The following is a 26,883-nucleotide window of genomic DNA, read 5'->3' on the forward strand; positions in this document are numbered from 1 at the left end:
TCAGTGATGAATACGCTCGACCTGGGCCGCAGCCTTGTCTGCCACTTCGGCAGGTTTGGCTTCTTCCTCGGGCAGCGCCTCGGGCTTGCGCTCGAGTGCCAGCTCCAGCACCTTGTCGATCCAGCGTACCGGCACGATCTCGATGGCGTTCTTGACGTTGTCGGGAATGTCCGCCAGGTCCTTCACGTTTTCCTCAGGGATCAGCGCCAGCTTGATACCGCCACGATGGGCAGCCAGCAGCTTCTCCTTGAGACCACCGATCGGCAACACTTCACCACGCAGCGTGATCTCACCGGTCATCGCCACATCGGCACGCACGGGGATGCCCGTCAGCACCGAAACCAGCACGGTCGTCATTGCGATACCCGCCGAAGGACCATCCTTGGGCGTGGCGCCTTCCGGCACGTGGATGTGGATGTCGCGCTTCTCGAACATCTCATCCGCAATACCCAGACGACGCGCCCGCGAACGCACCACCGAACGCGCTGCCTCGACCGACTCCTTCATCACGTCGCCCAGCGAACCGGTGCGCGAGATGTTGCCCTTGCCCGGCATGATCGCGGCTTCGATGGTCAGCAGATCGCCGCCCACTTCCGTCCACGCCAGACCGGTCACCTGGCCTACCTGGTTTTCCTTGTTGGCCAGGCCGAAGTCGTACTTGCGCACGCCGAGGAATTTGTCGAGGTTTTCGGAATCCACCTTGACCGCGCCCGACTCCTTCTTCAGCAGCAGCAGCTTGACCACCTTGCGCGCAATCTTCGACACCTCGCGTTCCAGCGATCGCACGCCGGCTTCACGCGTGTAATAGCGGATGATGTCGCGGATCGCCGCTTCGGTGACGTCGATTTCGCCCTGCTTCAGACCGTTGTTGCGGATCTGCTTGGGCAGCAGGTAACGCGTTGCGATGTTCACCTTTTCGTCTTCGGTGTAACCCGAGAGACGAATCACTTCCATCCGGTCCAGCAGCGGCGGCGGAATGTTCAGCGAGTTCGATGTCGCCACGAACATCACATCCGACAGGTCGAAGTCCACTTCGATGTAGTGGTCCTGGAACGTGTGATTTTGTTCCGGGTCCAGTACTTCGAGCAGTGCCGACGACGGGTCGCCACGGAAATCCATGCCCATCTTGTCGATTTCGTCGAGCAGGAAGAGCGGATTCCGCACGCCGACCTTCGACAGGCTCTGCAGGATCTTGCCGGGCATCGAACCGATGTACGTGCGACGGTGGCCACGGATCTCGGCCTCGTCACGCACGCCACCCAGTGCCATGCGCACGAACTTGCGGTTCGTTGCGCGTGCCACCGACTGGCCGAGCGAGGTCTTGCCCACGCCGGGAGGCCCAACCAGGCACAGGATCGGCGCCTTGACCTTGTCCACGCGCTGTTGCACGGCAAGATACTCAAGGATGCGTTCCTTGACCTTCTCCAGACCATAGTGGTCTTCGTCCAGCACGCGCTCAGCATTGGCCAGGTCATTGTTGACCTTGCTCTTCTTGCGCCACGGCAGGTTGACCAGCGTGTCGATGTAGTTGCGAACGACGGTCGCTTCCGCCGACATCGGCGACATCAGCTTGAGCTTCTTGAACTCGGCGTCGGCCTTCTTCTTGGCCTCCTTGGGCATGCGGGCAGCCTTGATGCGCTTGTCCAGCTCTTCAAGGTCGGCACCTTCCTCGCCCTCGCCCAGTTCCTTCTGGATGGCCTTGACCTGCTCGTTCAGGTAGTACTCGCGCTGCGACTTTTCCATCTGGCGCTTGACGCGGCCACGGATGCGCTTTTCCACCTGAAGGATGTCGATCTCGCCTTCAAGCTGCGACAGCAGGCTTTCCAGGCGCTCGGTCACCTTCACCATTTCCAGGATCTTCTGCTTCTGCTCGAGCTTGATCGGCAGATGCGCAGCAATGGTGTCGGCCAGGCGGCCTGCCTCATCGATGCCCGACAGCGAGGTCAGGATCTCAGGAGGGATCTTCTTGTTGAGCTTCACATACTGGTCGAACTGCGACACGATGGCGCGGCGCAGCGCCTCGGTCTCGGCCGACTCGTCCGGTGCGGGCGGTACGGGCACGGCTTCGCACATGAAGTGCGAATCGTCCTCGCTCACTTCGGTGATGTTTGCTCGTTGCGTACCCTCCACCAGCACCTTCACGGTGCCGTCGGGCAGCTTCAGCATTTGCAGGATATTCGCGATGCAGCCGACCTCATACAGGTCTTCGGCAGTCGGTTCGTCTTTGGCGGCCGTCTTCTGTGCCACGAGCATGATGCTCTTGCCCGACTCCATCGCAGTCTCGAGCGCCTTGATGGACTTCGGGCGACCCACGAACAGTGGGATCACCATGTGCGGAAACACCACCACGTCGCGCAGCGGCAACAGTGGGAGGCGAATCGGCTCAGCCGGGAGGAGTTGTGTTCCGGACATCATTTTCCCCAGTCAGTCATTTAAGGCGTAAATAGGGTCTCGGGAATCGATTGCAAGATACCCACCTTCAATTCCCCGGTACAAATTCAAGTGCTGCGAAATGCACCTGCAACCCACTCTGAAACAGCATACCCGCGTTTGCTCCCGTTCGTTTGTGGAATTGAAGAAAAAAAGCCGCTCGCTTTCCAGCGAACGGCAGCTTGAAAGTTTCGCCAGTATGGTAAGGACCACGTGGGTCCTGCGCGTTCGGCGTCAGTTCGACCTCGTTCAGTTCGAGCCCGCTACCTTGGGCTGCTGCTCTTCATACATCAGCAGCGGCGGCGCGTCGCCAGTGATCGTGTTTTCGTCGATCACCACCTTTTGCACACCCTTGTAGTTGGGCAGGTCGTACATGACGTCCATCAGCGACTGCTCGAGGATCGAGCGCAGACCGCGTGCGCCGGTCTTACGGCGGATCGCCTTGCGCGCGATCGCAGTCAGCGCGCCGGGACGAATCTCCAGCTCGACACCTTCCATCGCCAGCAGCTTCTGATACTGCTTGACGAGTGCATTCTTCGGCTCGACCAGGATCTGCATCAGCGCGGCTTCATCGAGCTTTGCCAGCGTTGCCACTACAGGCAGACGCCCGATGAGTTCCGGAATCAGGCCAAACTTGATCAGATCTTCGGGCTCGGTCTGCGGCAGCACTTCGCTGACCTCGCGCTCTTCCTTACTCTGCACCTGCGCGTCAAAACCGATACCGGTCTTGTCCGAACGCTGCATGATGACCTTCTCAAGGCCATCGAACGCACCGCCGCAGATAAACAGGATGTTGGTGGTATCCACCTGCAGGAAGTCCTGATTCGGATGTTTGCGGCCACCTTGCGGCGGCACCGAGGCCATCGTGCCTTCGATCAGCTTCAGCAGTGCCTGCTGCACGCCTTCGCCCGACACGTCACGCGTGATCGACGGGTTATCCGACTTGCGCGAGATCTTGTCGATTTCGTCGATGTAGACGATGCCGCGCTGCGCCTTCTCAACCTCGTAGTTGCAGTTCTGCAGCAGCTTCTGAATGATGTTCTCGACGTCCTCACCAACGTAACCGGCTTCGGTCAGCGTGGTGGCATCGGCAATCACGAACGGCACATTCAGCAGGCGCGCCAGCGTCTGGGCAAGCAGCGTCTTGCCGGAGCCCGTAGGCCCGATCAGCAGGATGTTGCTCTTGGACAGCTCGACATCGTCTTTCTTGCCGAGGTGCTTCAGGCGCTTGTAATGGTTGTAGACCGCGACGGCCAGGATCTTCTTGGCCTGCTCCTGACCGATGACATACTGGTCGAGGCTTTCGCGGATTTCATGGGGCGTGGGCAAATCCGAGCGCGTAACTGCGGCGGCGTCCTTGTCGGTCGCGGCGGCCTCGTCACGGATGATCTCGTTGCACAGGTCGATGCATTCGTCGCAAATGAACACCGACGGGCCCGCGATGAGCTTCTTCACCTCGTGCTGGCTCTTGCCGCAGAACGAGCAGTAGAGAAGTTTCTCGCTGGATGAACCTTTTTTGTCCGCCATAGGAATCAGTCACATTAGCAGTGTGGATCCCGCCAAGCCCAAGGCCGGGCGGGAAACGCATTAAACGCATCATACGCCAAAACAATTGGCACAGTCGGCGGCATCCCCTGCATGTGGGGCAAAACGCAAAAACGAGGCACACAGCCTCGTTCCGGTGTAGCCTTCGTCATTTGGAACGACGCTAGGCCTATGCGGCTGGTGCCCGGCTTTGCCGGACACAGTCCGGACGATTCCGACTGGATCGCGTCCGGACCAATGTGCCGACACACCGGCCAGATTTCAAGCGCGGCGGGAAATCACCTTGTCGATCAGGCCATAATCCACCGCCTGATCACCGCTCATGAAGTTGTCGCGATCGGTATCGCGCGCAATCTTCTCGACCGGCTGACCAGTGACTTCGGACAGGATGCCGTTCAGACGCTCGCGCAGATACAGGATTTCGCGCGCCTGGATTTCGATATCCGAGGCCTGGCCACGGGCACCGCCCAGCGGCTGGTGAATCATGATGCGCGAATTCGGCAGTGCGCTACGCTTGCCCTTGGCGCCGGCAGCCAGCAGGAATGCACCCATGCTTGCGGCCATGCCCATGCACAGGGTCTGCACGTCGGGCTTGATGAATTGCATCGTGTCATAGATCGCCAGACCGGCCGAAACCGAGCCGCCGGGCGAATTGATATACAGCGACACATCCTTGTCCGGGTTCTCGCTTTCCAGGAACAGCAACTGTGCCACTACCAGGTTGGCGGTCTGGTCGTTGACCTCGCCAACCATGAAGATGACGCGTTCCTTCAGCAGGCGCGAGTAGATGTCGTACGCGCGCTCACCCCGGCCGGACTGCTCGACAACCATCGGCACCAGCCCAAGACCCTGGGTCTCCAGGGCAGAAGCCTGCGTGGTGGCCAGACGATCAAGCAAATCATTGCGGGTCATGCAGGTTCTCCAGATATTCAGGAATGGCGTCAACCGGCCAGCGCGCGAGGCCGGTTGACGTTGACCGGCAAGGCTGCGTGGCGCAGCCGCCGGTCAAGCCCGACCTCAGGCTTGTTCAGGCGCGGCGGTGAGTTCCTCGAACGACACCGTCTTGTCCGAAACCTTGGCCTTGTCGCACACGAAATTTACCACGTTGTTTTCGAGCACGTAGGCTTCCATTTCAGCCAGGCGCTGCTGGTCGCCGTAGTACCAGCGCATGACTTCCTTCGGGTCTTCGTAGCTCTTGGCGAAGTCCTCGATTTCAGCCTTGACCTGGTCCGGCTTGGCTTCGAGGCCATTGGCCTTGACGATCTCCGCCAGAATCAGGCCCAGCTTCACGCGGCGCTCTGCCTGCTGCGCGAACATCTCGGCCGGAATCGGCATGTCCTTGGCGTTCGGCATGCCACGTTGCTCGAGGTCGCGGCGAGCCATTTCCACCAGGCGCTCCTGATCCTGCTCGATCAGTGCCTTGGGCACGTCCAGCTCGCTCACCTTCAGCAGCGCTTCCATGACCTGATCCTTCAGCATGGCGTGCGTGCGGCGCTTGACTTCGCGCTCCAGGTTTTCGCGGATGTCGGCGCGCATCTTTTCCACGCTGCCGTCGGCAATGCCGAGCGACTTGGCGAAGGCGTCGTCCACTTCCGGCATGTGCGCCCACTCGACCTTCTTCAGCGTGATCGTGAAGTCAGCGGTCTTACCGGCCACTTCCTTGCCGTGGTAGTCCTCGGGGAAGGTCAGCGGGAAAGTCTTTGCCTCGCCTTCCTTCAGGCCCAGCGTGGCTTGCTCGAACTCGGGCAGCATGCGGCCTTCGCCCAGCACGTACACGAAATCCTCGGCCTTGCCGCCGGCGAATTCGACGCCGTCGATCTTACCGACGAAGTCCACCGTGACGCGGTCGCCGTTCTGGGCGGTCACGTCGCCGCCGCCGTCGCCGTGGGCGCCGGACTCACCGCGATGGTGGAAGTGCACGCGCTGCTTGCGCAGGATGTCGACGGTCTTGTCGATCTCGGCGTCGCCGATTTCGGTCTTCGTACGGGTCACTTCGGCCGAAGCCAGCTCGCCGATCTTGACTTCCGGATACACCTCGAACGTGGCTTCGAAAGCCAGTTCGTCTTCAGCCACGCCTTCGGTCTTGATGTCGAACTTCGGCTGACCGGCTACCTTCACTTCCTGAGCCTGGGTGATGTCGAAGAACTTGCGGGCGGCCTTGTCGAAGCGCACTTCGAATTCCACCTGCTGGCCATACTGCTTCTCGACCATCTTCATCGGCACCTTGCCCGGACGGAAGCCGGACATTTTCACGGTCTTCGACAGACGTGCCAGGCGTTCCTGGGTTTCCTTCTGCACTTCGGCCTTGGGGATAGCCAGGGTCACCTTGCGGTCCAGCTTGCCGAGGTTTTCAATGACGTTCGACATGGTCGTTAATCCAATCCAGAAATAGTTGTTGTCAGCGCAACCGTCTGCGCGCCTGCCGCCTGATCGCGGCCAGTGCCCGCGAGCGGAGGTCTCCGCGCAAACGGAAAACGCGGATTATCGCACGGTTTTGGTTCGCTTCCGGCAGTTTTTACCCTAGTCAGTCCTGTTCCGGGTCCAGCGCCTGATCATGACGCAGCGCGCGCAGCAGCAGGCGGGCCGGGTCGATCGCATCCGCCAGATCCGTCTCCAGCGGCAGCGGCTCGCCTTCGAGCTGGCAAGCAATCAGTTCCGCACCCAGAGCTGCCCATGTAAGGCCGCGCGAACCATATGCAAGGGCCCCGTACAAGCCTGGCATGCGCGGCACATCGCGCAAATGGGCACCGCGCAACGCACCAGCATGCGCCAGCGCCTGCGTCTCATCGACCATGCGGCCGATCAGTGGCAGGCGGTTGTGCGTCACCGTGCGCACGCCGACGTGGCCGCGCAGGGTGGCAGGATCGATCGTCGCCAACGCGGCGGACCGGTCCGGCAACAGCGACTTCAGCCGGCCAAGGTTCGCGGCGTGCACCTCGACACTTTCGGCAAGGGGCCCTGCGTCAGGTTGATAGCTGGAACCCACGCGCACGCCGCCGTCCGCGCCGGGCGGCAGCAGGTAACCGCTGCCCGTCACCACGCAATCGGGCCAGCCGCCCAGCATCTCGACCTGCCCTGCATCGAGGTCGGTCAGTTGCCCTCTTATGCGCCGGAGCGCCAGGAAGCGGCCCGACACCAGGCGCTCGGCCTCATACGCATTGGCCAGCACCAGCACTGGCGCGCTGGCCAGCACCGCTCCCGAAGCATCCCTGGCATGCCACACGCCATCGGTATGTTCGATGCTGGCGACGTGACTCTGGAACCGGGCGTCCACATGCTTGCCGGCGGCCGCCAGCTGGGCGCGACAGATGTCCGGCGGAGCCACCCAGCCGCCGCGCGGAAACCAGAGTCCGCCGCGTGGCACCGTGGCGCCATGCCGCGCAGCCGCCTCTTCGGGCGACATCCAGCGCACGAACGACTCCGGAAAACCCAACGTATCCAGCGCGGCACGCTGCGCGTCGTCCTCCGAATCGTCCTCGCCAATCTGCAGCACGCCACTGCCATGCCACCCAACCGGCTGACCCGCCTCTGCCAGCGCCTGCCACGCTTGCAGCGCATACAGGTTCCCGGCACGGGACAGCCGCGAAAGCAGACTGTCATCGGCGGACACATGCGCGTGCATTGCCGCCGCGCGATGGCTTGACGTCTGGCGCGCCGGCGCATCATGTGCGTCCAACAGCGTGATACGCCAGCCACGCGCCGCCAGTCTTTCGGTCACGGCGCAACCTGCAAGCCCTGCTCCGATAACGATGGCATGCCGCTCCGGCCAGCGGGCGGCGTCCGGCGGCGAGTGCCGGCGGTTCTTCCAGGCCGGGGCGAAACGGGCGACGGTCATATCGCGCTTGCCGCCGAAGCCAGGCGATTTATTGACTTCGAAGCCGGTCACCTGCAGCCCCCGTCGCACGAATCCGGCTGCCGTATAGGTGGCCAGCGTGGCGCCCATGCGCGCCAGCCGCGCGAGTCCGCGAAACACGGTATCCGACCACATATCGGCATTGCGCGCTGGCGAAAAGCCGTCCAGATAGAACGCGTCGGCGCCAACCATGAGCTTCGGCAGCACGGCTTCCACGTCACCAAATGCCAGCGTGAGCGTGACCGCCCCACCCTCGAATGTCAGCCGATGCAGTCCCGGCAGCGCATCGGGCCACTGTTGCTGGAGCTGTTGCGCCAGCGGCACCAGGTCGCCCAGGCCGGCGTGTAGCTGCGCCAGCCCTTCGCGCGTGAACGGGTGCTTCTCGATGGATACGAAATGCAGGCGCCCGCAGCGCGACGCGTCGTCGCGCCACGCCTGCCAGGTAGCCAGGAAGTTCAGCCCCTGCCCGAAGCCGGTTTCGACGATGACGAACTGGTCACGTCCGGCCCAGTTGCCGGGCAGGCCATTGCCTGCCAGGAAGACGTGCTGCGCCTGCGCAAGCCCGCCGGCGGTGCTGTGATAAACATCGTCGTAACGCGGGGAATATGGGATGCCCTGATCGGAAAGAATGGGCGCTGCGGACTCGATGGCTCGCGACATGATGATCGGGAATACGGCCGGAAATGGCGGCGGATGGTAGCATAGCGCCCTTCGCGCGCGCTGCCCGTCAGGCCTTATCTGACCCAAGTTTGCGCGCCGTCATCCCGCCTTGCCATGCTCAGTTATCGTCACGCCTTCCACGCCGGCAACCATGCCGATGTCCTCAAGCACGCCGTCGTCGTCCAGTTACTGGATTACCTGACGCAGAAGGACAAGCCGTTCTGGTATGTCGACACGCATGCGGGCGCCGGCCTCTACGCGCTGGACCACGCCTACGCGCAGAAAAAATCGGAATTTGAAACCGGTATCGGCCCACTCTGGCGGGCGGCGGCCAATGGCCAGGCTCTGCCAGAGATGCTCGAAGCCTACCTGGACCAGGTGCGCGAGCTGAACCAGGATGGCAGCCTCAAGCACTACCCAGGCTCACCGTGGCTGGCGTGGCAAATGCTGCGCGAACCTGACCGCCTGCGCCTGTTCGAACTGCACAGCACCGAGATCCAGGTGCTGCGCGACAACTTCCGCGGCGCGGGCCGCAAGGTGATGCTGTACGACGGTGACGGCTTCAACGGCATCCGCGCCATCCTGCCGCCCCCGCCGCGCCGTGCGCTGGTGCTGATCGATCCTTCCTACGAAGACAAGCAGGACTACGCCCGCACGCTCGATACGCTGAAAGCCGGCCTGGAGCGATTCGCCACGGGCGTCTACGCGATCTGGTATCCGGAAGTCCAGCGCCGCGAATCCACCCAGTTGCCCGCGCAACTGAAGCGCCTGCCGCTCAAGAGCTGGCTGCATGTGACGCTGACCGTCAAGCACCCGGTGGAAGGCGGACTGGGCCTGCATGGCAGCGGCATGTTCGTGGTCAACCCGCCGTGGACGCTCAAGGCCGCGCTGCAGGAAGCGATGCCCAAGCTCGTCGAACTGTTGGGCCAGGACGGCGGCGCGACGTTTACGCTCGAATCGCTCGATAACTGAAGACCAGCCCGATGCCGATGCCGATGACATCGGCCAGCAGGTCGAGCCATGAGGCATCGCGATAGGTCGTCAGCGATTGCAGGCATTCGATCAAGGCGCCGTAGGCGACCAGCGCCGCCACCACGTGCCAGCTTCGCCCTGGCCAGCCGCGCAGGCCCAGTATCGCCAGCACGCCGAAGGCCAGCAGATGGTTGGTCTTATCCCAGCCCGTGGAAGGCTCGGGGATGTCGGGCGGCAGCAGCGAAAGCACCAGCACGGCAAGCGCGCAAAGGCCGAACAGCAGGCGGAAGTGGACGGACGTCAGACGTAGCACCGAAGTAAATCGCGGAATGTAATGGCAGCGAGGATCCTACAGGATGCCGCCGCGTTCTGTGGTGCGCAGCACAGAGCGGTGTAGGCGTTTGCCCGATACCGCCCGGATGCCGACCCGCGCGAGACTGGTGAAATGGATCCACGCCTGGAGATTCATCATGGCTGACAACATACTTGTGGTACCCACGGAGCGTAACGGCTGGGTTGTCGAGGTGGAAGGCACGGACGGCGCAACCTCGCACTATCCGTCACAGGAAGAAGCCATTGCCGCTGCCAGGGAAAAGGCCAGGCAAGACAGGGTGGAACTGATTATCTATGGCCCCGATGGCCAGATTCAGGAACGCGACGACTTCCGTTGATCCGCCCTCGCAGGCGGCGCCCAGAAGCCACGATTGTCACCCGGAGGATTTGCGATAGGATGGCGCTCGATACCCACGCCATCGCAAGGAAGACCCGCGCTTGCCCGAAGCCCTCTCCTCCAGCCTCTCTGGTGAGTTTCCCACCTTTGATACGTCCGATTTCGCGGGCGATGGGTCGTTCTATTTCGACCTCGTGCGATTGCAGGACCGCGACGATATTCCGCGCGGCTTCCTGCACAGGCACAACTACTATCACCTGCTCTGGATGACGCGGGCGAGCGGCACGCACATGCTCGACTTTGCGCATTTCGACGTGTGCGACCATTCGGTGTTCTTCCTGTCGCCAGGCCAGGTCCATGCGTGGACGTCATCGGTCAAGCCTTATGGCTACGTGCTGAACTTCAGCACCGACTTTTTCGCGCGGATGTTCCCGCGCGCCGATGATGTCGCAAAATTCCCGTTCATCCATCCATCCCAAGGCAACAGCGCGCTCTATCTGACTCAGGCCGAGCATGACGCCCTGCTGCCCTTGCTGGGCGACATGGAGCGCGAGGCGCGCGATCGCCAGCCCGGCTTTACCGATGTGGTGCAAGCCAGCCTGCTGATCCTGCTCACGCGACTGCGCCGCCTGCGCCCCGACAGCGGGCAGGCTGGCGACGTTGGCCCGCATCAGGCGCTCACGCGCCGTTTCACGATGCTGGTGGAAACCCACTATCTGCGCTTTGCAACGATCGGCCAATACGCCGAAGCGCTATGCGTCAGCGAGCGTCAACTCAACGACGCGGTCAAGCGGACCTTGGCACGCACGGCCAGCCAGGTGGTACAGGAACGCGTGGTGCTGGAAGCCAAGCGCTGGCTCAGCAATACCGAAACCGGCATCGCCGAGATTGCCTTCCGCCTCAATATCGAAGACCCGGCCTACTTTGCGCGCTTCTTCAAGAAACAGACCGGCCTGACGCCGGGCGAATTCCGTCGCAAGCACTGTCGTCCGCTGGAATAACGCGCGAAAAAGTCCAATACAACGTCTGATCCGTCCTAACGCCACTGCCCCGCAGTTGCGTAGAGTGTTCCGCATGGTCGTCAGAACCAGAGGCACAGGAGACAGGATGTATAAAGCAATTGCCGCATGGCGGGGCCTTGCCGTGGCCACCGCGCTGGCCGTCACTACTTTTAACGCGATGGCGGAGTACCCGGACCGTCCCTTGCGCATCATCGTACCGTTCGCCGCTGGCGGCGCCACCGACGTGATTGCGCGCACCGTGGCGCAAGCCATGTCGCCCCGGCTTGGCCAGTCGGTGGTGGTGGAGAACAAGGCCGGCGCCAACGGCAACATCGGCGCCGTCTCGGCCGCCCGCGCGGACGCGGATGGATACACGCTGCTGATGGCAACATCGAGCCACGCCATCAACGCATCGCTGTACCAGAAGCTCAACTACAGTCTCACGCGCGATTTCGTCGGTCTGTCGAACCTGGCGTCGGTACCCCTGCTGCTTGTGGTGAATCCGTCGGTACCGGTCAATTCGGCGAGCGAACTCGCCGCCTATGCCAAAGCCCATGCCGGCCGCGTCAACTACGCGTCGGGCGGAACCGGTACCGCGTCGCACCTGGCCGGGCAGCAATTCAGCACACTGGCCGGCGCAACGATGACGCACGTGGCCTACAAGGGTGGATCGCAGGCGCTCAATGACGTGATGGGCGGCCAGGTTCAAATCATGTTCGCCAACCTGCCCGAAGTGCTCGCACAGGTGCAGAGCGGCAAGCTCAAGGCGCTCGCGGTCACCGGCAACAAGCGCCATGCCGCCCTGCCCGACGTACCGGCTTTCTCCGAAACACCATTCCCGGCGATGACCGCCCGGTCGTGGTTCGGTCTGTTCGCCCCGGCCGGCACGCCACCGGCGGCCGTCGAAAAACTGTCGCAGGCCATCGTCCAGAGCGTGGCCGATCCATCCGTCAAGGAACGGCTCAAGGGTCTCGGCGCCGACCCAGTGGGCGACGACCACGCCGCGTTCCAGAAATACGTAAATCAGGAGGTGTCGCGCTGGGCCGTGCTGGTCAAGCAGTCCGGCGCCACCGTCGATTGACACCACTCACCGCCATCGTTCAAGGATCACCATGCTGTACGACGTTCGCACCTACACCTGCCACCCTGGCACCATCAAGAAACACCTGGCGCTGTATGCCGAGCATGGCTATGCGACCCAGAGCCGTCACCTGGGCAAGCCGCTGGCCTATATGCAAACCGAAACCGGCGACGTCAACAGCTACACGCATATCTGGGTTTATGACAGCGCGGCCGATCGAGAAGCCAAGCGCCAGGCGCTGCAGAAAGACCCGGCGTGGGCCGAGTATCTGAAGAAGAGTGCCGAGGCCAGCTATCTGATCCGACAGGAGAACCGGCTGATGACACCGGTATCGTTCTTCGAGCCGTAAGCTGACCTGCCACCGTGGCGCGCGAAGCGCCCGGCAGCCGGAGACTTGGGAAAGACGGCTGCCAACGTTCCGCCTCAGGACGATTCGTTGGCCATCGCCAGATATTCATGGATTTGTGCGACAACGGCCGCGCCCTCGCCGATTGCCCCGCCGACACGCTTGACCGATCCAGATCGGACGTCGCCCACGGCGAATACGCCGGGTACGCAAGTCTCCAGTGCTGCTGGCGGCCGATCGTCAGGGCCCGTGTCACCAACCGCGGGCCCTGTGAGTACGAACCCGGAACGGTCGGTGGTCACGCCGCAGTCGCCCAGCCACGCCGTTTCCGGATCGGCCCCAACGAACAGAAACACGTTTTTCAGACTTTTCTGTTCCGTAGTACCAGTGTGGCGATCATGCCAGGTGACTCCGGCCAAGCTGTTGCACTCTCCCTTGTGCAATTGCACGATTTCCGTAAACGGACGTACCACGATATTGCGCGCGGCGGCGATGCGATCAATCAGATACCGCGACATGCTCGCCGCAAGCCCTGGCCCGCGAACCAGGACATGCACGCGCGACGCATGCTGAGAAAGAAATACCGCCGCCTGCCCCGCCGAATTCCCACCGCCCACGAGTGCTACCTCTGCCTGCGCGCATATCCGGGCTTCGATGGCAGAGGCCCAGTACCAGACGCCTCGCCCTTCATAGTCAGGCAGCGTAGGTACCGCCGGGCGGCGATATCTTGCGCCGCTGGCGATCACCACCGCGCGCGTGCGCAGCCACCGGCCATCGGTCAACTGGAGCCGCAACGCCCTGTCGGGCCCGACGCGCGCGCAGTCGAGCGTCTGCACCTCGGCCGGAATCAGGATCTCCGCGCCGAACTTTTCTGCCTGGACGTGCGCGCGCCCTGTCAGTGCCGCGCCCGAAATGCCGGTGGGAAAGCCAAGATAGTTCTCGATCCGTGCGCTCGCCCCCGCCTGGCCGCCATACGCGCGTCGATCCAATACCACGACGTGCAGGCCTTCCGACGCGGCGTACACCGCTGTCGCCAGCCCGGCGGGCCCCGCGCCCACGACCGCCACGTCGAAGATCTCGTGCCGCTCTTCCGTGTCCACCATTCCCATGCAACGGGCCAATGCCGCTTCGCTGGGATTCACCAGCACCGAGCCATCGGGACACACTGCCACCGGTTCATCGTGCGCCGCGCCGTACTCTTCGATCAGCGCGGCGGCGGCGGCGTCTTCACGAGCGTCCAGAACACGATAAGGCTCGCCGTTGCTGCGCAAGAATCCCTCGAGTCTTAGCAACTCTGCCGAACCGGCGTGACCAATCAGTACCGGACCGCTTGCCGCCCACTCGATCAGCGAGACGCGGCGCAGGATCAACGCGCGGATCAATCGCTCGCCCAGGTCGGCTTGGGCCACGATCAGTGCCCTGAGCTGCCGCGGCGGAATGAGCAATGCATCCACGCGGCCTACCGCTACGGCGTCGACGAGCGAGGGCTTACCAGACATCGCGCCCAATTCGGCAACGAAATCACCTCGTCCGAACTGGACGATAGGCCTGGTGTTACCCAAGCCATCTCGCTGAATGATGGCAACCGTACCGTTCAGAATGAGGAACATGCCTGGCGTACGAACACCAGTGCTTTCCAGGTGTACGCCAGACTCGTAGGTTTGCCGGGCGCCAAAGTGCATCATGCGCTCGATATCGGCTTCCGTGATCTGCGGGTACATCTGGTGGCGCCGTGAAGTCATTGTGCTGGGGGCGTCGCTTGTCATCGTGGGCTCCAGTGCGGGTTGCCCGTCGGCCGGGAATCTCCAACGTTACTTCCGCCAAAGTGCGCGCGGGCGTGAAAAGCTGCTAAGAATTGTTAGCCACCAGGACGCCCATCGCAAGAATTTGCCGCATACCGCAACGCCGCGCGCCCGCGCCTGCAAGAAGGCAGGCGCTCACCGAGCGCTTGCCGGTCTTTGCGCGCGGCCACAAGCCCGGTCAAGCCGTGGCATGCCGACGCTCCGGCGCCTCCGCCAGGTAGGCGTCAAAAACGTTCACGAGTCCCCGTATCGCCTGCTCCAGATCATCGCCCGCTGGGGTACCAGCATGGACGGGCAGCCTCGTTTGGCCCGAATTCAGCGCCTCCAGCAATCCCGCTGTCATCGCGTCGTAGCGATCGGCACGCTGCAGGTCATGCGCATCTGGCTCTCCGTTCCGCAAGATTTCGATGACCGCGGTAACACCACATACCATCCTTAGCGCCACGATGACCTCGCGGAGGCGTTCCAGTTGCACCGAGCGCCAATGCCCCTCCAGCAGCATGCGCTCTCTTGCCACTTCCAGACGCGTGCTCGCGAGCCCGGCCTCGCGTTGCAGCCGGTCCAGCTTGGCAGCGGCGTCGCATCCCATGCGAAGCGCCGCCGATGCGAACATCATATTGGCCGATATCGCAGCGGCTATGGCGGCTTTCAGGACGCCATGCTCTTTCTCTGGCCAAAGCAGAAAGCTCGCGGCGACGCCCACGCAGGCGCCCACGAATTCATTTGTCAGCCTGGCTAGCACCAATCCCTCGGCGGGATGGATGAAATCCGACAACATCATGAACATCGGCGTCAGGAAGACAACGAACAGACCATAGTTCACCAGCCGCAATGCGACGGTCACTACGGCAAGCGGCAGTATGGCGAGGGTCATCGCCACGGGCCCGTGCAGGGTCGTCAGCAGCACCGCCGCGATGGCCCCGCCAACGAGTGTCCCGCAGGCGCGTTCTACGATGCGCAACCAGGTATTGGCCGACATCGGCTGCGTCACGACGATGGCAGCGATAGCGCCCCAGTACGCAAACGTGACGCTGAAAGATGTACCAATCATGTAGGCCAACACCGCCGCGACGGCGACGCGAAGCGCATGACGCCAGACCAGTGCATCGATCCTGATCGCACCGGCAACCGAGCCAGGCACGGTGCGCCGTTCAGCGGCAGGCGTGTGGTCATGATCGGCGAGGCGACCGATTGCCATCGCCGCAAAGGCAACGGCACGTGCTGTCGGATCGTTTCGATCGGCCGTCCGCCGCAACAGGTCCGCGGACTGGGTCATCAAGATTTCGGGTTCCGGCAATTGATGCTGTACCTGCGCGCCTACACTTTGCAGCAGTCGCCGAAGGTCCTCCAGCATTTCCTGCACCTGTTCGTCCTGCGCCAGCGCGCCATTGCGCCGGCAATGGCCCAAGGCAATCAACGCGGAAAACACCCTGCCCGCCGCATCGATACCCCGCCCCAGAACGGGGTTGTTGCGAACGTCATGCGCCGCCAAAGCCCGGCCGCGCTCAATCGACATGCGCACACCGCGCCGATGGACCGTATCGAACTCTTCCCAGCTCTTGGCATCCATCCCCGGACGCGCATCCAGCGACAGCAGATATCCCGTCATGTCCTCAAGCCTGCCGAAGATGCTCGCCAGGGTCAGACACGATGACTGGGGAAACGGCATCGGCCAGAGAAAGACGCAAAAGAAGATGGTCCATACCGATCCAAGCAGAAAATAGCCGGCGTGCGCCAAAGCACCGGCCAGTGGTTCGGGCGATGCAATACCAATGACGACAGCGAGCGAGGCAATCAATCCCGCCTGCGCCGGCATGGGTCCCAGCGCTGGCTTGTAGGACCGCGTAAGCCCGCAGAGAAAGACCAGGACAAACAGGGTGACGATGCTGGCGGCGTAACCCCAATGCGCGCCATATACCGCCATCGGCAAGACGACGCCTCCCAGCGCTGTGAACATGGCCATCGTCTTCAGGCGCTCCGACTTTGCCCCCTGGGGATCGCAAAGACAGGTCCAGAACGCCGCCACGGCACCGAACGCGATTTCCGGACGATTGACAAGCGCTGCCGCACAGAGCATTGGCGCCATTGCAAGCGCTGCGTGTATCCCCTCGGTCATCGCAATGCGCTCAGGTGTTATTGCAAACACATGCCCTTCTGCTCGCAGGGTGCGACGGCTGACCAGCGATACCAGTTTTCCGATCATGGCAAGGCACCCTTCCTCCGCAAAGTCACTCGCGCGTTGGACGATTTCTTTAAGCGCTGCTGCTTCCCCATTCTAGGAGAACGCAGGTCGATCTTGCGAACAGGAGGATAGGAGTTCGGCGTGGCCGAGGTGAATCGTGCGTATTGAGCCGCGTCTCACACGGCCGCACTGCAGTGCATGAGATCAGGCGATTGGCGAGCATTTGGTTGTATATATGCGCTCTCCCAAAACAGCAACATCAGCCACAAAATCTTTGACTTCTGGCCGTCCGGGAAGACGTGCAGTATTGAATGCTGACTGCGTGTTCCAAGCCATCGCCTTGCAGTTTTCGCCCTTTGGCAGGTGCCACACCAGTCCCGTTCATTACTACAAGAGGCTGACGATGGCAGACCAAGAGAGCATCAACGTCACGCGCAGACTGATCGCGGTACTCGGAGGGGCCACGCCGCTAACGTTGGCTTCATTGTCCACCGCTCCGGGAATCGCGGCAGCGGCCGACGCCAAAGGCAATACAAAGGCCACGGGGCGCCAGGCGGAGTCAGCCGCTGCAAAGGAAGTCCAGCCTCCGGCTGGCTTGCCGATGCACGCCGGCTACGCGCAGGTCATTGCGCGTATGGCCTATGTGTGGGGCTGGCCAATGGTCAATATGCTCAATCGGAATGCCCGAATAACCCAGGCGCCGTATCCGGGGTTACTGAATGGCGTGCTGCCTGCCGCGCCGCGTGGCCAGGTGGCCATGCTCCACGACTATATCGATCCAGCCGAAACCTTCGTCACCTGCCCGAATCAGGACGTTGTGTATGGGCTGGGATTCTTCTCGCTCGACGAGGAACCCATTGTGGCCCAGGTGCCCAACTTCGGTGACCGGTTCTGGGTCTACGCGCTCTACGACGCACGCACAAATCAGTTCGGGCACGTTGGCAAGCCCTATAAGACCAGGCCCGGCTTTTATCTGCTCGCCGGGCCAAACTGGAAAGGCAGCAAGCCTGCGGGCATCACCGAGATCGTCCGCTGCCCGACAACACTGGCAAACGCCATCCCGCGCATCTTCATGAACGATACCGCCGAGGATCGCAAGGCGATCCAGCCGTTGCTGAACCAGGTGGTCTTCTACCCGCTGAAGCAGTTCGACGGCAAGATGAAGACCATCGAGTGGGCCAAGGCACCGGAAATCAAGGGTCCGAAATCTGATGGCGCAGAGGGCGGCGAAACCAAATGGGTCATCCCGGAAAAATTCTTCGACCAGTTCGGTGAAGTCCTGGAAACCGTGCCGCCGCTGCCGGGCGAAGAGGCGATGTACGCTCAGTTCCGCTCCATGATGGAAGTGGCCAAGCGCGATCCGGATATCAAGAAGGCGCTGGACGCTGTGGCAGTCGAGACCGAGCGCGACGCCATCAACCCTTTCTTCGAATGGCGCCGCAATGGGCTGCCCGCTGGCAACGGATGGAACCGTTCGACCAACAACGCGCAGACGGGCTTCGACTATTTCGACCGCACCGGCACCGCCAAGTCGAACATGTTCGACAACAGGCCAACCGAGACCCAGTACTTCTACACCGACTTCGACGCGTCGGGTGCCGCGCTCAGCGGCGGAAATACCTACGAAATCGTATTCCCCGCAGGCCAGGAGCCTCCCGTCAACGGTTTCTGGTCGCTGACGCTGTACAACGACAAGCACCTGTTCCACCCGAACGATCACAAGCGCTATTCGCTCGGCACGAAGAACAAAACGTTGAAGCGTAATCCCGATGGCTCGCTGACGCTCTACGCCGGAGCGAAATCCCCAGGCGCGGAACGCGAATCTAACTGGCTGCCCGCACCTGGTGGCGCCTTCTCGCTGTACATCCGCGCGTACTGGGGCAAGCAGCCGATCCTGGACGGCTCCTGGAAGCCGCCCGCGATTCGCAAGATCGCTTGACCTCACCGCGGAGGCATGGTCGAACACCGCCCATCAAATCCGGCACAGAATTCCTCAGAAAAAGTGCCGAAGCCCCAGCCGGAACACCACCTGATTCCGGCCAGACGCCACGCCGGCGGCGCTGACCACGTAGGCGGCATCCAGCACGCTGCCGGTCTTGTCGCCGCCCACGTGCTGGTACACCGTTTGCAGATAGACGTCCGTGCGCTTCGAGAGAAGATAATCCGCCATCAGGCCAACCGAGTGATAGACCGGGTGCTGCTTGCCAGATGTCGCGTCGAAGGTGGCGCGGGTGTAGGCGTACATCGCGCCAAACCAGTACTGCTGGGCTGGTCGGTACTTGATATTCACCTCGACGTTGTCGAACCGTAGCGCGCTGAGCGTCCCGGACGGAGGCGTGATATCCCCGACATAGGCGGAGCTGCGCGGGTCTGCCACATCGGTCCTGGCGTACGAAACGCCGAACTGGAACTTGCCGGTCTCGTAGGTGCCGCCCGCGCCCCAGATCCTGAGCTTGCTGCCTGGCAGGTTCTGGTCTCCGCCATTATTGATTGCGCCAAAGGACGTCGCCGACGGGTTGTCTGCCTGCAGGTATGCAGCCGCCAATGTCAGCCCACCGCTCGCGTACTGCGCGCCGCCGCTGAACACGCGGTTGTTCGAGAACTTCGTGTCGTTGCTGAAGCCGTACATGCCGCCGAACTTTACGCCGCCCAGCACGGGGCTGGAGTACTTGACCGTGTTGTTGACGCGGAACGTGTTGATCAGGTTATCGTTGTCGTAGGGATGGGCAAACATGTAGCCACCCCAAGTACCTCCCGCCGACGTCTGCGCCAGATAGTCGACCACGGAGTCATACTGGCGCCCCAGCGTCACTGCGCCCCAGCGTTCGTCGCTCAGTCCCAAGTACGCCTGCCTGCCGAATAGCGCGCCACCCTGGAAGGCACGGCCGTTGTCGACGTCGAAGCCGTTCTCAAGCTGGAAAATCGCCTTGGTCCCGCCGCCCAGGTCCTCGTTGCCCTTGAGGCCCCAGCGGCTGCCGTGCGGAAATCCGCTGGCCATTGCCACCTGACTATGGCCGCCAACGTTGTTGGTGTAGTTGATGCCCTCGTCGAGCACACCGTACAACGTCACCGAACTCTGCGCCGAGGCCGACGCGGAACCCGCGCACAGGGCTGCCATGCACAGCCACTGCGCGCGCTTGTCTCTCTCCGATTTCATCTGATTTTTCCTTGGGGTACATTGCCCCGGGGTGGATTTGCTAGGTCGTCTGACTTGACCCCGTTGCTGGTGCAGCCCGCTCGCCCTTGCCCCGGGTGGCCAGCCAGCAAAGGATGGACCCCGCGACAACCATCGCCGCGCCTTTCCAGAATGCAAAGGACAACGGCGCATGCAGCAATGCGGCGGCCAGCGCCGCCGACAGCACGGGTATGAAATACGACGCCCCGGCCAGCACCGTGACGTTGCCGTGCAGGATGCCGACGTTCCACGCGGCATACCCAAAGCCCATCGCGCAGGCCGCCAGCGCCAGGTAGATCAAGCCGCCGGCGCTGAAACCCATCATCTCGCCACCCGTGAACAGGAACTTCGCCCACAGCGTCAGCGCGGTCAGAATGAAGAACAGCGTGACGCCGTTCTTGCCCTGCGCAATGCGCGCGGTCACCGTGCAGTAGCCGGCCCAGATCACCGCGCCAGCAAACGCCAGGCCATAGCTCAGCGGGTTGTCGCGCACGTTGGCCGCCATACTGGAAATGTCCAGCCCCTGGTCGCCACCGAGTACCGACGTGATACCCAGAATCGCCACCAGAAAGCCGGGCACGATCAGCCAGTTGGCCCGCTGACGGTTGAACAGGATCGCGGCCAGCATCGTGAACGTCGGCCACAGGTAATTGACCATGCCCACTTCGATGGCCTGCCGGCCCGTGTTGGCGTAGCCAATCGACAGAGACAGGCACAGCTCATACGACACGAACAGCAGGCTGCCCCAAATGCGGTAGGACGGAGGTAGCGCCTTGAGCCGCACAGGACCCACCGAGATCCAGAGCAGCACGGAGGCCACCGAGTACATCAGGGCAGCCCCGCCCGTGGCGCCGAAGCTCTCGCTGACGCCGCGAATCAGGCCAACAATGGAACTCCAGAGGAGCACCGCGACCAAGCCGATCAGCGTTGCCTGTTTTCTTTGCATGACTGCCATGTGGGTCAAACCGTCGTGAGGAACGTAAAGCGCTGTCGATTAGCTGGCCGCAGCGGGCACATCAATCCAGATCGTCTTGATCTCGGTGTACTGGTCGTGCGCCCAGATCGACTTGTCGCGGCCGCCGAAGCCAGACTCCTTGTAGCCGCCGAATGGGGTGGTGATGTCCCCCTCGCCGAAGCAGTTCACGGTAACCACCCCTGCGCGGATCTCGCGCGACAGCCGGATCGCGTGGTTCAGGTTGCTGGTGTAGACCGATGCCGCCAGGCCGTACACGGAATCGTTCGCCAATGCGATGGCTTCATCGGTATCGGCAAAGGTCGTCACCGACAGGATCGGCCCGAAGATTTCCTCGCGGAACAGCCGGCTTTCGGCAGGTACGCCATCGACCACGGTGGGCTCGACAAACGATTCGCCTTTCGTACCGCCGCCAAATGCCACGCGCAGGTTCTCGGCGTCGGCCTGCTCGATATACGAGCGCACCTTCTGGAAATGCGCCTCACTGACTAGCGAGCCAATGCGGTGCTCGGGATCGAGCGGATCGCCCATCTTCCAGTCACGCATGTGCACGCCGATGCGAGCCAGCAGTTCGTCCTTGACATCGGCATGAACGATCAGCCGCGACGACGCTGAACAGTTCTCGCCCATGTTCCAGAACGCACCGTTCACCACATGCTGCGCCACGGCATCGATGTCCTCGACGTCCCTCATCACCACGGCAGGGTTCTTGCCGCCGCATTCCAGCACGATGCGTTTCAGGTTCGATTCCGCCGCGTACTTCAGGAACAGCCGGCCGGTAGCGGTGGAGCCCGTGAAGCTCACCATCGACACGTCCATATGCATGCCAAGTGGCTCGCCAACTTCCTTGCCGCCGCCAGGCAGCACGTTGAATACGCCGGCCGGCACGCCAGCCTGATGGGCCAGCTCCGCCACGCGCAGCGCGGTCAGCGTGGTTTCCTTGGCCGGCTTGACCACGATCGAGCATCCGGCCGCCAACGACGGGCCGATCTTCCACGCCAGCATCAGCAGCGGGAAGTTCCACGGCAACACCAGGCCGACTACACCGATCGGCTCGCGCACCACCAGCGACAGCGCGGCGGAGCCCACGGGTGCCGTGCTGTCGTAGATCTTGTCGATCAGTTCGGCATGCCAGCGGATCGTATGGATGGTCTCTGGAACGTCGGTGTTCTGGCACTCGCGGACCGGCTTGCCGCTATCCAGGCTCTCCATGACGGCCAGCTCGTGGGCATGCGCTTCCAGCAGGTCCGCGAACTTCAGCAGCACAGCCTTGCGTTGCCCCGGCGACTGGCGGTGCCAGCGACCGTCCTCAAAGGCGGCGCTGGCCTTGGCCACGGCGATATCCACGTCACGTGCATCGCAGGCGGCAATCTCGGTCAGCACCTGGCCCGTTGCCGGGTTGGTGGTCTGGAAGGTCTTGCCCGACACCGCGCGAACAAACTTTCCGTCGATGAAAGCCTGCGTCGGCAGCGTGATCTTGTCCGCAATGGCGGCGTACTCGACAGCAGTCAGCAGCTGGGTCATTACGCCTTCTCCTCGACGATGGTGGCCACTACGCGCTTGAGTTCGGCGATGATCGCCTGCAAGCGCCGCTTGTCCGCGTCGTCGAGATCCTGCAGCGGAGCACGGACGCCGCCAGCCTTCAATCCGGCAACGGTGCAGCCATGCTTGATCGACTGCACGAACTTGCCACCTTCGAGGAAGTCCATCAGCGGCATCATGGCCGACATGATGCGGCGGCCCTTGTCGAAGTTCTTCTCGATCACGCAGGCTTCGTACAGCGCGATATGTTCGCGCGGGATGAAGTTGGAGCCGGCGCACACCCAGCTACGAGCGCCCCAGGCAAAGAACTCCAGCGCCTGGTCGTCCCAGCCGCACGAGATGTCGATGTCGTGGAACTCGGTGGCCAGCATATGCAGTTGCGACGTCTGACCCGAGCTTTCCTTGATCGCGACGAAGTTCTTCGACGCCGACGTGACCGTGCGGAAGAACTCGCGCCCCATCGACACGCTCATGCGGCCCGGATAGTTGTAGAGCATGATCGGCAGGCCGGCCGCCTTGTCCACGGTCAGCGCGTGTATGGCATTCTCGGCTTCGGTCGGCAGCGCATAGGGCGGCGAGCCGACCAGGATAGCGTCCGCCTTGATGGCCTTGGCACCCTTGGCATACTCGACCGAATCCTCGGTGCGCACGGCACCGGTGCCGATGATCAGCGGCACGCGGGTGCCGATCACTTCCTTGGCGAGGGAAGCCAGAGCCAGGCGTTCTTCCGTGGTGTGCGCATAGTATTCGCCGGTGGACCCGCCGATGATGATGCCGTGCACACCGGCTTCGATCAGCGACTCCAGCACGTCGCCGAACGCGGCGTTGTCGATCTTGCCTTCCGGGGTCAGCGGCGTGATGGCCGGCGTATAGATGCCTTCGAACTTCATGATGCTCTCCGTTACTTCAGGAATTCAGAAAAGGGGATAAGGGACGGTTAGCGGCTCAGCGAGGCCGCCTCCTGGAGACTGAGCGAACGGGTCTCGGGGGCCAGCAGCAGCGAGACCAGCAGGCCCACCAGCGTGACGCCGGCTGCGGCGTACATCGTGTGGCCGATGCCGATGGTCTGCAGCGAGATCGGCACAAGCCAGGTGCCGATGGCCGCCCCCACTCGTGACAGCGAAGCACCGAGGCCCACCGCGGCCGAGCGGATTTCCGTCGGGAACAACTCGTTGGGGTACACAAGCTGCAGCACCTGCGCACCGCCGATGAACAGCGCATAGGCGCCGAACAGCACAAGCACCAGCATCTGGTTGCCGTCAGAACAGGCGCCCAGGCCCAGCAGGGCCAGGCCCGACCACAGGAAGCTGTGGATCAGCATGCTGCGGCGGCCGATGACATTGATCAGGCGAGTCGCAATGATGCAGCCGACCACGAACAGCAAGGTGATGGCCACCGAGCCAAGCGATGCCCATTCGCCCTTCAGGTTCAGCGCCTGCAGCACTGTGGGGGCGAAGGCGTAGACGGCGAAGACCGGAATGACCGAGCAGCTCCAGAACACCGAGACAAACAACATGCGCTTGCCGTAGCCCGAGTGCAGCAGCGCCAGCAGCGACACCTTCTTCTCGGCCGCCTGCTCGGGCAGGTTACGCAGCGAGAACGTGGGACCGTAGACCTTGCGGATGATGCGCTCGGCCTCCGACGCCCTGCCCTTGCTCAACAGCCAGCGCGGCGACTCCGGCGTTCCCATGCGGATGACCAGCAGCACCACGCCAATGATTGCCGGGCTGGCCAGCACCAGGCGCCAGGCATCGGCGCGTCCGGAGCCCAGCAGCGCGTTGCCGACGACATAGGCCAGTGCGGCACCGGCGAACCACAGGATGGTCAGCATCGCCAGCCGGGGGCCGCGATACTTCTTCGGCAGGAACTCGACCAGCAACGCGCCGGCCACCGGGTACTCAAATCCAACGCCGATGCCGATCAGGAAGCGCATGAAAAACAGTTCCGCCCCGGAAGTGGCCCAGTACTGGAGCAGCGAGCACAGCACGAAAATCGTCGGCCCCACGAAATACAGCTTCTTGCGGCCCAGCCGGCAGGTCAGCAGGCCGCCGAGAAATCCGCCGCAGAAAATGCCGATCAGCGCGGATGCCGCCACCATGCCCTGCCAGAAGCTGCTCAGCCCCAGCGCCGCGGCCAGCGGCACCATAGCCACGCCGATGATGCTCAGCACATAGCCGTCCAGCAGCCAGCCTCCGCCCGAACGGATGCATAGCAGTTGATGAAAGTTGTTAAGAGGAACGTCCTCGATTGACACATTGTTTGCCACCGTTTGTCTCCTGGTTGACCGTGTATTGCTCAGACCTGCTTTGGGCCTGGCATTCATAAGGTTCGGTGCGGCGCTGCCGCCCGCCTGCGTGTTCAGACCTCCCTGCCCGCCCGGCGCTGGCCGAGCCAGAGGTTGGCGTTGACGCCCATCGACAGGATCGGCTCAGGCAGATTGCGGTTCGGACCCGGCGACGACAGCAGGAAGTCGATCAGTTCGTTGCGTTCGCCGGCCAGGTGTTCGGCCAGCAGATGACCCGTGACCGTGCCACGCGTGATGCCCAGCCCGTTGCAGCACAGCGCGCCGTAGACGTTCGGGGCGAGTTGGCCGAAGTGGCCCATGTGGTTGCGCGACAGCGCCAGAGATCCGCCCCACGTGTATTCGAATTCCACGCCGGGCAGCATCGGGAAACGCCGCGCGAACGACTCCCTGTGCGTATGAACAAAACGCTCCAGATACTTGGGATTGCTGCGACCGTCCGGGTTGTAGCTGAAGCTGTTGCGGACCAGGATGCGGTTGTCGTGGGTGCGGCGCAGCGTGGTGCCGTACGGGTCGGCGGGGATCAGGCCCCAGAATTCCTTGCCGCCCAGTTGGACCTGCTCGGCCAGCGTCAGCGGGCGGGTCAGGCTGGCATAGGTGAAGACCGGCAGCATCGTGCCGCGCAGGAAGCCAAAGCGCTGGCCGAAGGCGTTGTTGGTCAGGATCAGCGTGTCGGCCGAGATGCTGCCATCGCGATGAGTGAGCACGATCTTGTCGCCGTACTCCACATCGGTGATCGCGGTGTGCTCGTACAGCTCCACGTTCGGCGGCAGGCTGTCCGCCAGCCCTTTCACCAGCGCCGCCGGCTGGATCAGCGCCGTACCCGGCGTGAACAGCGCGCGCCGGTAAAACGACGTGCCGATGTGATCCGGCAGGTCTGCCCCTTCGATCATGTCGTACGGCTGGCCCAGCTTGTCCAAGCCGCGGCGATAGGCGTCCAGCACCGCGATGCCCCGATCCTCGATCGCCGCCTGGTACTTGCCGGACGCCCGGAACTGGCAATCGATTCGGTACTGGTCGACCAGCGCCTTGAGTATCCGCTGACCGGTCAGGTTCAGGTTCATACAGTGCCGCGCCGTGGTGATGTCGCCGATGTAGTCGTCGGCGCCGATGTCGTGCGGCAAGTCGATCGCAAAGCCAGCATTCCGGCCGGACGAGCCGAAGCCGACTTCCTGGGCTTCCACCAGTACCACGGTGTCGCTCGGGAAGCGCTGTGCTAGTTGGCGGGCCGCTGCCAGGCCGGTGAAACCCGCGCCGATGATCACCCAGCGCGCGGTGGTCTTGCCGGAATGGGCAGGCATCGGCTTGCGCGCCCGGCTCAGGTGAAACCAGCCGCAGGTGGAATCGTCGGCCGGTGTCGAAGTTACTTTGGTCATGTCGCCCTCACTTCCGGAGCAGCTTTGCCATCGTTCCTGGCTGCCCCGGTTTTTGTGTCTATCATTTGTAGACACAGAATATTTATACGATAGACAAACGGCTATGAGGGTTTACGCTTGGGCAGGCACAATCGCTGAATATGTTGTTCAGTTCACTTTTTGGCGGGAATGAACGATCGAGCGACCGCAATGCCATAGAATGTCTACGATTGATAGACAGGGGTCTCAAATGGCAAGAACCAAGGCTGGTGCGGACGACGCGCCAACGTCTGACGTTTCGGTGGATCGCAAGGCGCTGCTGGCGGAAGCACTGCGACGCCGGATCGTCAGCATGGAAATGGCACCAGGTGCGGTCGTGGACGAACTGGCGCTAAGCGAGGAATTTGGCCTGTCACGCCCGCCCGTGCGCGAGCTGATGCGGCAGATGGCGGCCGAGGGCTATATCGAGCTGGAAGCCAACCGGGCGGCGCGCGTGTCGTCAATGAACCATCAGTCGCTGCGGAATTTCTTCCTGGCGGCGCCGATGATCTACATTGCGACCACGCAACTGGCCGCGACGAACGCGACGGCGCGCGAAATCGAGGAATTGAAGGACATCCAGAGGCGGTTCCGCGAAGCCATCGAAAACAACGACGTGGAAAATCGCGTCCTCAACAACGACCAGTTTCACCTGCAGATCGGCAAGATGGCGCACAACCCGTACCTGATGCCGAGCCTGCGCCGCATCCTCATCGACCATGCGCGGCTAGGGAAAATCTTCTACCGGCATCCCGCGCCCCCCGATATGGAACTGGATCTGGGCAAGGCAGCCGACCAGCACGACGAGATCATCGATGCCATTGCGCGCCACGATGCAGAGGCGGCGGGCGACATCGTGCGGGCCCATATGGACCTGTCGCGCCGCCGCATGACAGAGTACGTAGCACCCGTGGGCGTGGATGTCGCGCTCGTCCTGTGATTTCTGGAGCGTCGA

At 62.7% G+C, this 26,883-nt stretch carries 21 protein-coding genes; 7 read left to right on the top strand and 14 right to left on the bottom strand.

The window, feature by feature from the left end; all coding sequences use genetic code 11:
• The 5 genes from lon to mnmC form a co-directional block, all read right to left on the bottom strand.
• The gene (gene lon / locus AC3FLX_RS21595) at nt 1-2,412 is read right to left on the bottom strand and encodes an endopeptidase La (RefSeq protein ID WP_124685116.1); all 2,412 of its coding nucleotides are present in this window, start codon (nt 2,410-2,412) and stop codon (nt 1-3) included.
• 267 nt (nt 2,413-2,679) lie between these two features.
• Entirely contained in the window at nt 2,680-3,957 is a 1,278-nt protein-coding gene (clpX, locus tag AC3FLX_RS21600; protein ID WP_238267923.1) for an ATP-dependent Clp protease ATP-binding subunit ClpX, read from the bottom strand.
• A 279-nt stretch (nt 3,958-4,236) separates the two neighbouring features.
• Nucleotides 4,237-4,887, bottom strand: coding sequence for an ATP-dependent Clp endopeptidase proteolytic subunit ClpP (clpP, locus tag AC3FLX_RS21605; protein ID WP_488699358.1), 651 nt, complete (start codon nt 4,885-4,887; stop codon nt 4,237-4,239).
• A gap of 105 nt (nt 4,888-4,992) precedes the next feature.
• Nucleotides 4,993-6,342 carry a trigger factor gene (tig, locus tag AC3FLX_RS21610; RefSeq protein ID WP_488699359.1) on the bottom strand — a complete coding sequence of 450 codons (1,350 nt, stop codon included), beginning with the start codon at nt 6,340-6,342 and terminating at the stop codon, nt 4,993-4,995.
• A 157-nt stretch (nt 6,343-6,499) separates the two neighbouring features.
• Nucleotides 6,500-8,488, bottom strand: coding sequence for a bifunctional tRNA (5-methylaminomethyl-2-thiouridine)(34)-methyltransferase MnmC2/FAD-dependent 5-carboxymethylaminomethyl-2-thiouridine(34) oxidoreductase MnmC1 (gene mnmC, locus AC3FLX_RS21615; protein ID WP_488699360.1), 1,989 nt, complete (start codon nt 8,486-8,488; stop codon nt 6,500-6,502).
• A gap of 114 nt (nt 8,489-8,602) precedes the next feature.
• Here mnmC and AC3FLX_RS21620 point away from each other — a divergent pair, with 114 nt between their 5' ends.
• Entirely contained in the window at nt 8,603-9,460 is an 858-nt protein-coding gene (locus tag AC3FLX_RS21620) for a 23S rRNA (adenine(2030)-N(6))-methyltransferase RlmJ (RefSeq protein ID WP_488699361.1), read from the top strand.
• Here AC3FLX_RS21620 and AC3FLX_RS21625 read toward each other — a convergent pair.
• Nucleotides 9,435-9,773 (bottom strand): VanZ family protein, encoded by a 339-nt coding sequence (locus AC3FLX_RS21625; RefSeq protein WP_488699362.1) that lies wholly within the window; start codon nt 9,771-9,773, stop codon nt 9,435-9,437. The genes AC3FLX_RS21620 and AC3FLX_RS21625 overlap by 26 nt on opposite strands.
• A 157-nt stretch (nt 9,774-9,930) precedes the next feature.
• Between AC3FLX_RS21625 and AC3FLX_RS21630 the strand changes: the two genes are divergently transcribed.
• The 4 genes from AC3FLX_RS21630 (at nt 9,931) to AC3FLX_RS21645 (ending at nt 12,561) form a co-directional block, all read left to right on the top strand.
• On the top strand, nt 9,931-10,131 hold the full coding sequence (locus AC3FLX_RS21630; RefSeq protein ID WP_488699363.1) for a DUF2188 domain-containing protein: 201 nt from the start codon (nt 9,931-9,933) through the stop codon (nt 10,129-10,131).
• Between the two features lie 100 nt (nt 10,132-10,231).
• Nucleotides 10,232-11,131: a helix-turn-helix domain-containing protein gene (locus tag AC3FLX_RS21635; protein WP_488699364.1), complete on the top strand. Its 900-nt coding sequence runs from the start codon at nt 10,232-10,234 to the stop codon at nt 11,129-11,131.
• Nucleotides 11,132-11,237: 106 nt separating this feature from the next.
• Complete coding sequence (locus tag AC3FLX_RS21640; protein WP_488699365.1) at nt 11,238-12,212, top strand: Bug family tripartite tricarboxylate transporter substrate binding protein; 975 nt, start codon at nt 11,238-11,240, stop codon at nt 12,210-12,212.
• A 31-nt stretch (nt 12,213-12,243) separates the two neighbouring features.
• Complete coding sequence (locus tag AC3FLX_RS21645) at nt 12,244-12,561, top strand: NIPSNAP family protein (protein WP_488699366.1); 318 nt, start codon at nt 12,244-12,246, stop codon at nt 12,559-12,561.
• A gap of 74 nt (nt 12,562-12,635) precedes the next feature.
• On the opposite strand, the gene AC3FLX_RS21650 is transcribed toward AC3FLX_RS21645, so the two are convergent.
• Both AC3FLX_RS21650 and AC3FLX_RS21655 read right to left on the bottom strand, forming a co-directional pair.
• Complete coding sequence (locus tag AC3FLX_RS21650) at nt 12,636-14,279, bottom strand: FAD-dependent oxidoreductase (protein ID WP_488699367.1); 1,644 nt, start codon at nt 14,277-14,279, stop codon at nt 12,636-12,638.
• A gap of 259 nt (nt 14,280-14,538) precedes the next feature.
• Nucleotides 14,539-16,563, bottom strand: coding sequence for an FUSC family protein (locus AC3FLX_RS21655; protein ID WP_488699368.1), 2,025 nt, complete (start codon nt 16,561-16,563; stop codon nt 14,539-14,541).
• 214 nt (nt 16,564-16,777) lie between these two features.
• On the opposite strand from AC3FLX_RS21655, the gene AC3FLX_RS21660 reads away from it, so the two are divergent.
• On the top strand, nt 16,778-18,481 hold the full coding sequence (locus AC3FLX_RS21660; protein WP_488699369.1) for a DUF1254 domain-containing protein: 1,704 nt from the start codon (nt 16,778-16,780) through the stop codon (nt 18,479-18,481).
• 54 nt (nt 18,482-18,535) lie between these two features.
• Here the strand turns inward: AC3FLX_RS21660 and AC3FLX_RS21665 are convergent, their stop codons facing one another.
• The 6 genes from AC3FLX_RS21665 to AC3FLX_RS21690 form a co-directional block, all read right to left on the bottom strand.
• Nucleotides 18,536-19,699 (bottom strand): porin, encoded by a 1,164-nt coding sequence (locus tag AC3FLX_RS21665; RefSeq protein WP_488699370.1) that lies wholly within the window; start codon nt 19,697-19,699, stop codon nt 18,536-18,538.
• A 40-nt stretch (nt 19,700-19,739) separates the two neighbouring features.
• Nucleotides 19,740-20,672 carry an aromatic amino acid DMT transporter YddG gene (gene yddG / locus AC3FLX_RS21670; RefSeq protein ID WP_488699371.1) on the bottom strand — a complete coding sequence of 311 codons (933 nt, stop codon included), beginning with the start codon at nt 20,670-20,672 and terminating at the stop codon, nt 19,740-19,742.
• A gap of 39 nt (nt 20,673-20,711) precedes the next feature.
• The gene (locus AC3FLX_RS21675; protein ID WP_488699372.1) at nt 20,712-22,214 is read right to left on the bottom strand and encodes an aldehyde dehydrogenase; all 1,503 of its coding nucleotides are present in this window, start codon (nt 22,212-22,214) and stop codon (nt 20,712-20,714) included.
• The gene (locus AC3FLX_RS21680) at nt 22,214-23,122 is read right to left on the bottom strand and encodes a dihydrodipicolinate synthase family protein (RefSeq protein WP_488699373.1); all 909 of its coding nucleotides are present in this window, start codon (nt 23,120-23,122) and stop codon (nt 22,214-22,216) included. Before AC3FLX_RS21680 ends, AC3FLX_RS21675 begins: the two co-directional genes overlap by 1 nt.
• 47 nt (nt 23,123-23,169) lie before the next feature.
• Nucleotides 23,170-24,498, bottom strand: coding sequence for an MFS transporter (locus tag AC3FLX_RS21685; RefSeq protein ID WP_488699374.1), 1,329 nt, complete (start codon nt 24,496-24,498; stop codon nt 23,170-23,172).
• Between the two features lie 92 nt (nt 24,499-24,590).
• Nucleotides 24,591-25,910, bottom strand: coding sequence for an NAD(P)/FAD-dependent oxidoreductase (locus AC3FLX_RS21690; protein WP_488699375.1), 1,320 nt, complete (start codon nt 25,908-25,910; stop codon nt 24,591-24,593).
• 229 nt (nt 25,911-26,139) lie between these two features.
• Here AC3FLX_RS21690 and AC3FLX_RS21695 point away from each other — a divergent pair, with 229 nt between their 5' ends.
• Nucleotides 26,140-26,868, top strand: a complete 729-nt coding sequence (locus AC3FLX_RS21695) for a GntR family transcriptional regulator (RefSeq protein ID WP_488699376.1) — start codon at nt 26,140-26,142, stop codon at nt 26,866-26,868.
• Nucleotides 26,869-26,883 lie beyond the last annotated feature (15 nt).

The organism is Cupriavidus sp. 291-E7 (assembly GCF_057798835.1).

What these genes read in the sequence shown, in the direction of transcription:
- AC3FLX_RS21695 (WP_488699376.1), top strand. Translation starts at nt 26,140, where the DNA reads ATGGCAAGAACCAAGGCTGGTGCGGACGACGCGCCAACGTCTGACGTT.
- yddG (WP_488699371.1), bottom strand. Translation starts at nt 20,672, where the DNA reads ATGGCAGTCATGCAAAGAAAACAGGCAACGCTGATCGGCTTGGTCGCG.
- AC3FLX_RS21620 (WP_488699361.1), top strand. Translation starts at nt 8,603, where the DNA reads ATGCTCAGTTATCGTCACGCCTTCCACGCCGGCAACCATGCCGATGTC.
- AC3FLX_RS21640 (WP_488699365.1), top strand. Translation starts at nt 11,238, where the DNA reads ATGTATAAAGCAATTGCCGCATGGCGGGGCCTTGCCGTGGCCACCGCG.
- AC3FLX_RS21665 (WP_488699370.1), bottom strand. Translation starts at nt 19,699, where the DNA reads ATGAAATCGGAGAGAGACAAGCGCGCGCAGTGGCTGTGCATGGCAGCC.
- AC3FLX_RS21630 (WP_488699363.1), top strand. Translation starts at nt 9,931, where the DNA reads ATGGCTGACAACATACTTGTGGTACCCACGGAGCGTAACGGCTGGGTT.
- AC3FLX_RS21675 (WP_488699372.1), bottom strand. Translation starts at nt 22,214, where the DNA reads ATGACCCAGCTGCTGACTGCTGTCGAGTACGCCGCCATTGCGGACAAG.
- AC3FLX_RS21680 (WP_488699373.1), bottom strand. Translation starts at nt 23,122, where the DNA reads ATGAAGTTCGAAGGCATCTATACGCCGGCCATCACGCCGCTGACCCCG.
- AC3FLX_RS21655 (WP_488699368.1), bottom strand. Translation starts at nt 16,563, where the DNA reads ATGATCGGAAAACTGGTATCGCTGGTCAGCCGTCGCACCCTGCGAGCA.
- clpX (WP_238267923.1), bottom strand. Translation starts at nt 3,957, where the DNA reads ATGGCGGACAAAAAAGGTTCATCCAGCGAGAAACTTCTCTACTGCTCG.
- AC3FLX_RS21645 (WP_488699366.1), top strand. Translation starts at nt 12,244, where the DNA reads ATGCTGTACGACGTTCGCACCTACACCTGCCACCCTGGCACCATCAAG.
- clpP (WP_488699358.1), bottom strand. Translation starts at nt 4,887, where the DNA reads ATGACCCGCAATGATTTGCTTGATCGTCTGGCCACCACGCAGGCTTCT.
- tig (WP_488699359.1), bottom strand. Translation starts at nt 6,342, where the DNA reads ATGTCGAACGTCATTGAAAACCTCGGCAAGCTGGACCGCAAGGTGACC.
- mnmC (WP_488699360.1), bottom strand. Translation starts at nt 8,488, where the DNA reads ATGTCGCGAGCCATCGAGTCCGCAGCGCCCATTCTTTCCGATCAGGGC.
- lon (WP_124685116.1), bottom strand. Translation starts at nt 2,412, where the DNA reads ATGTCCGGAACACAACTCCTCCCGGCTGAGCCGATTCGCCTCCCACTG.
- AC3FLX_RS21660 (WP_488699369.1), top strand. Translation starts at nt 16,778, where the DNA reads ATGCGCTCTCCCAAAACAGCAACATCAGCCACAAAATCTTTGACTTCT.
- AC3FLX_RS21690 (WP_488699375.1), bottom strand. Translation starts at nt 25,910, where the DNA reads ATGACCAAAGTAACTTCGACACCGGCCGACGATTCCACCTGCGGCTGG.
- AC3FLX_RS21650 (WP_488699367.1), bottom strand. Translation starts at nt 14,279, where the DNA reads ATGTACCCGCAGATCACGGAAGCCGATATCGAGCGCATGATGCACTTT.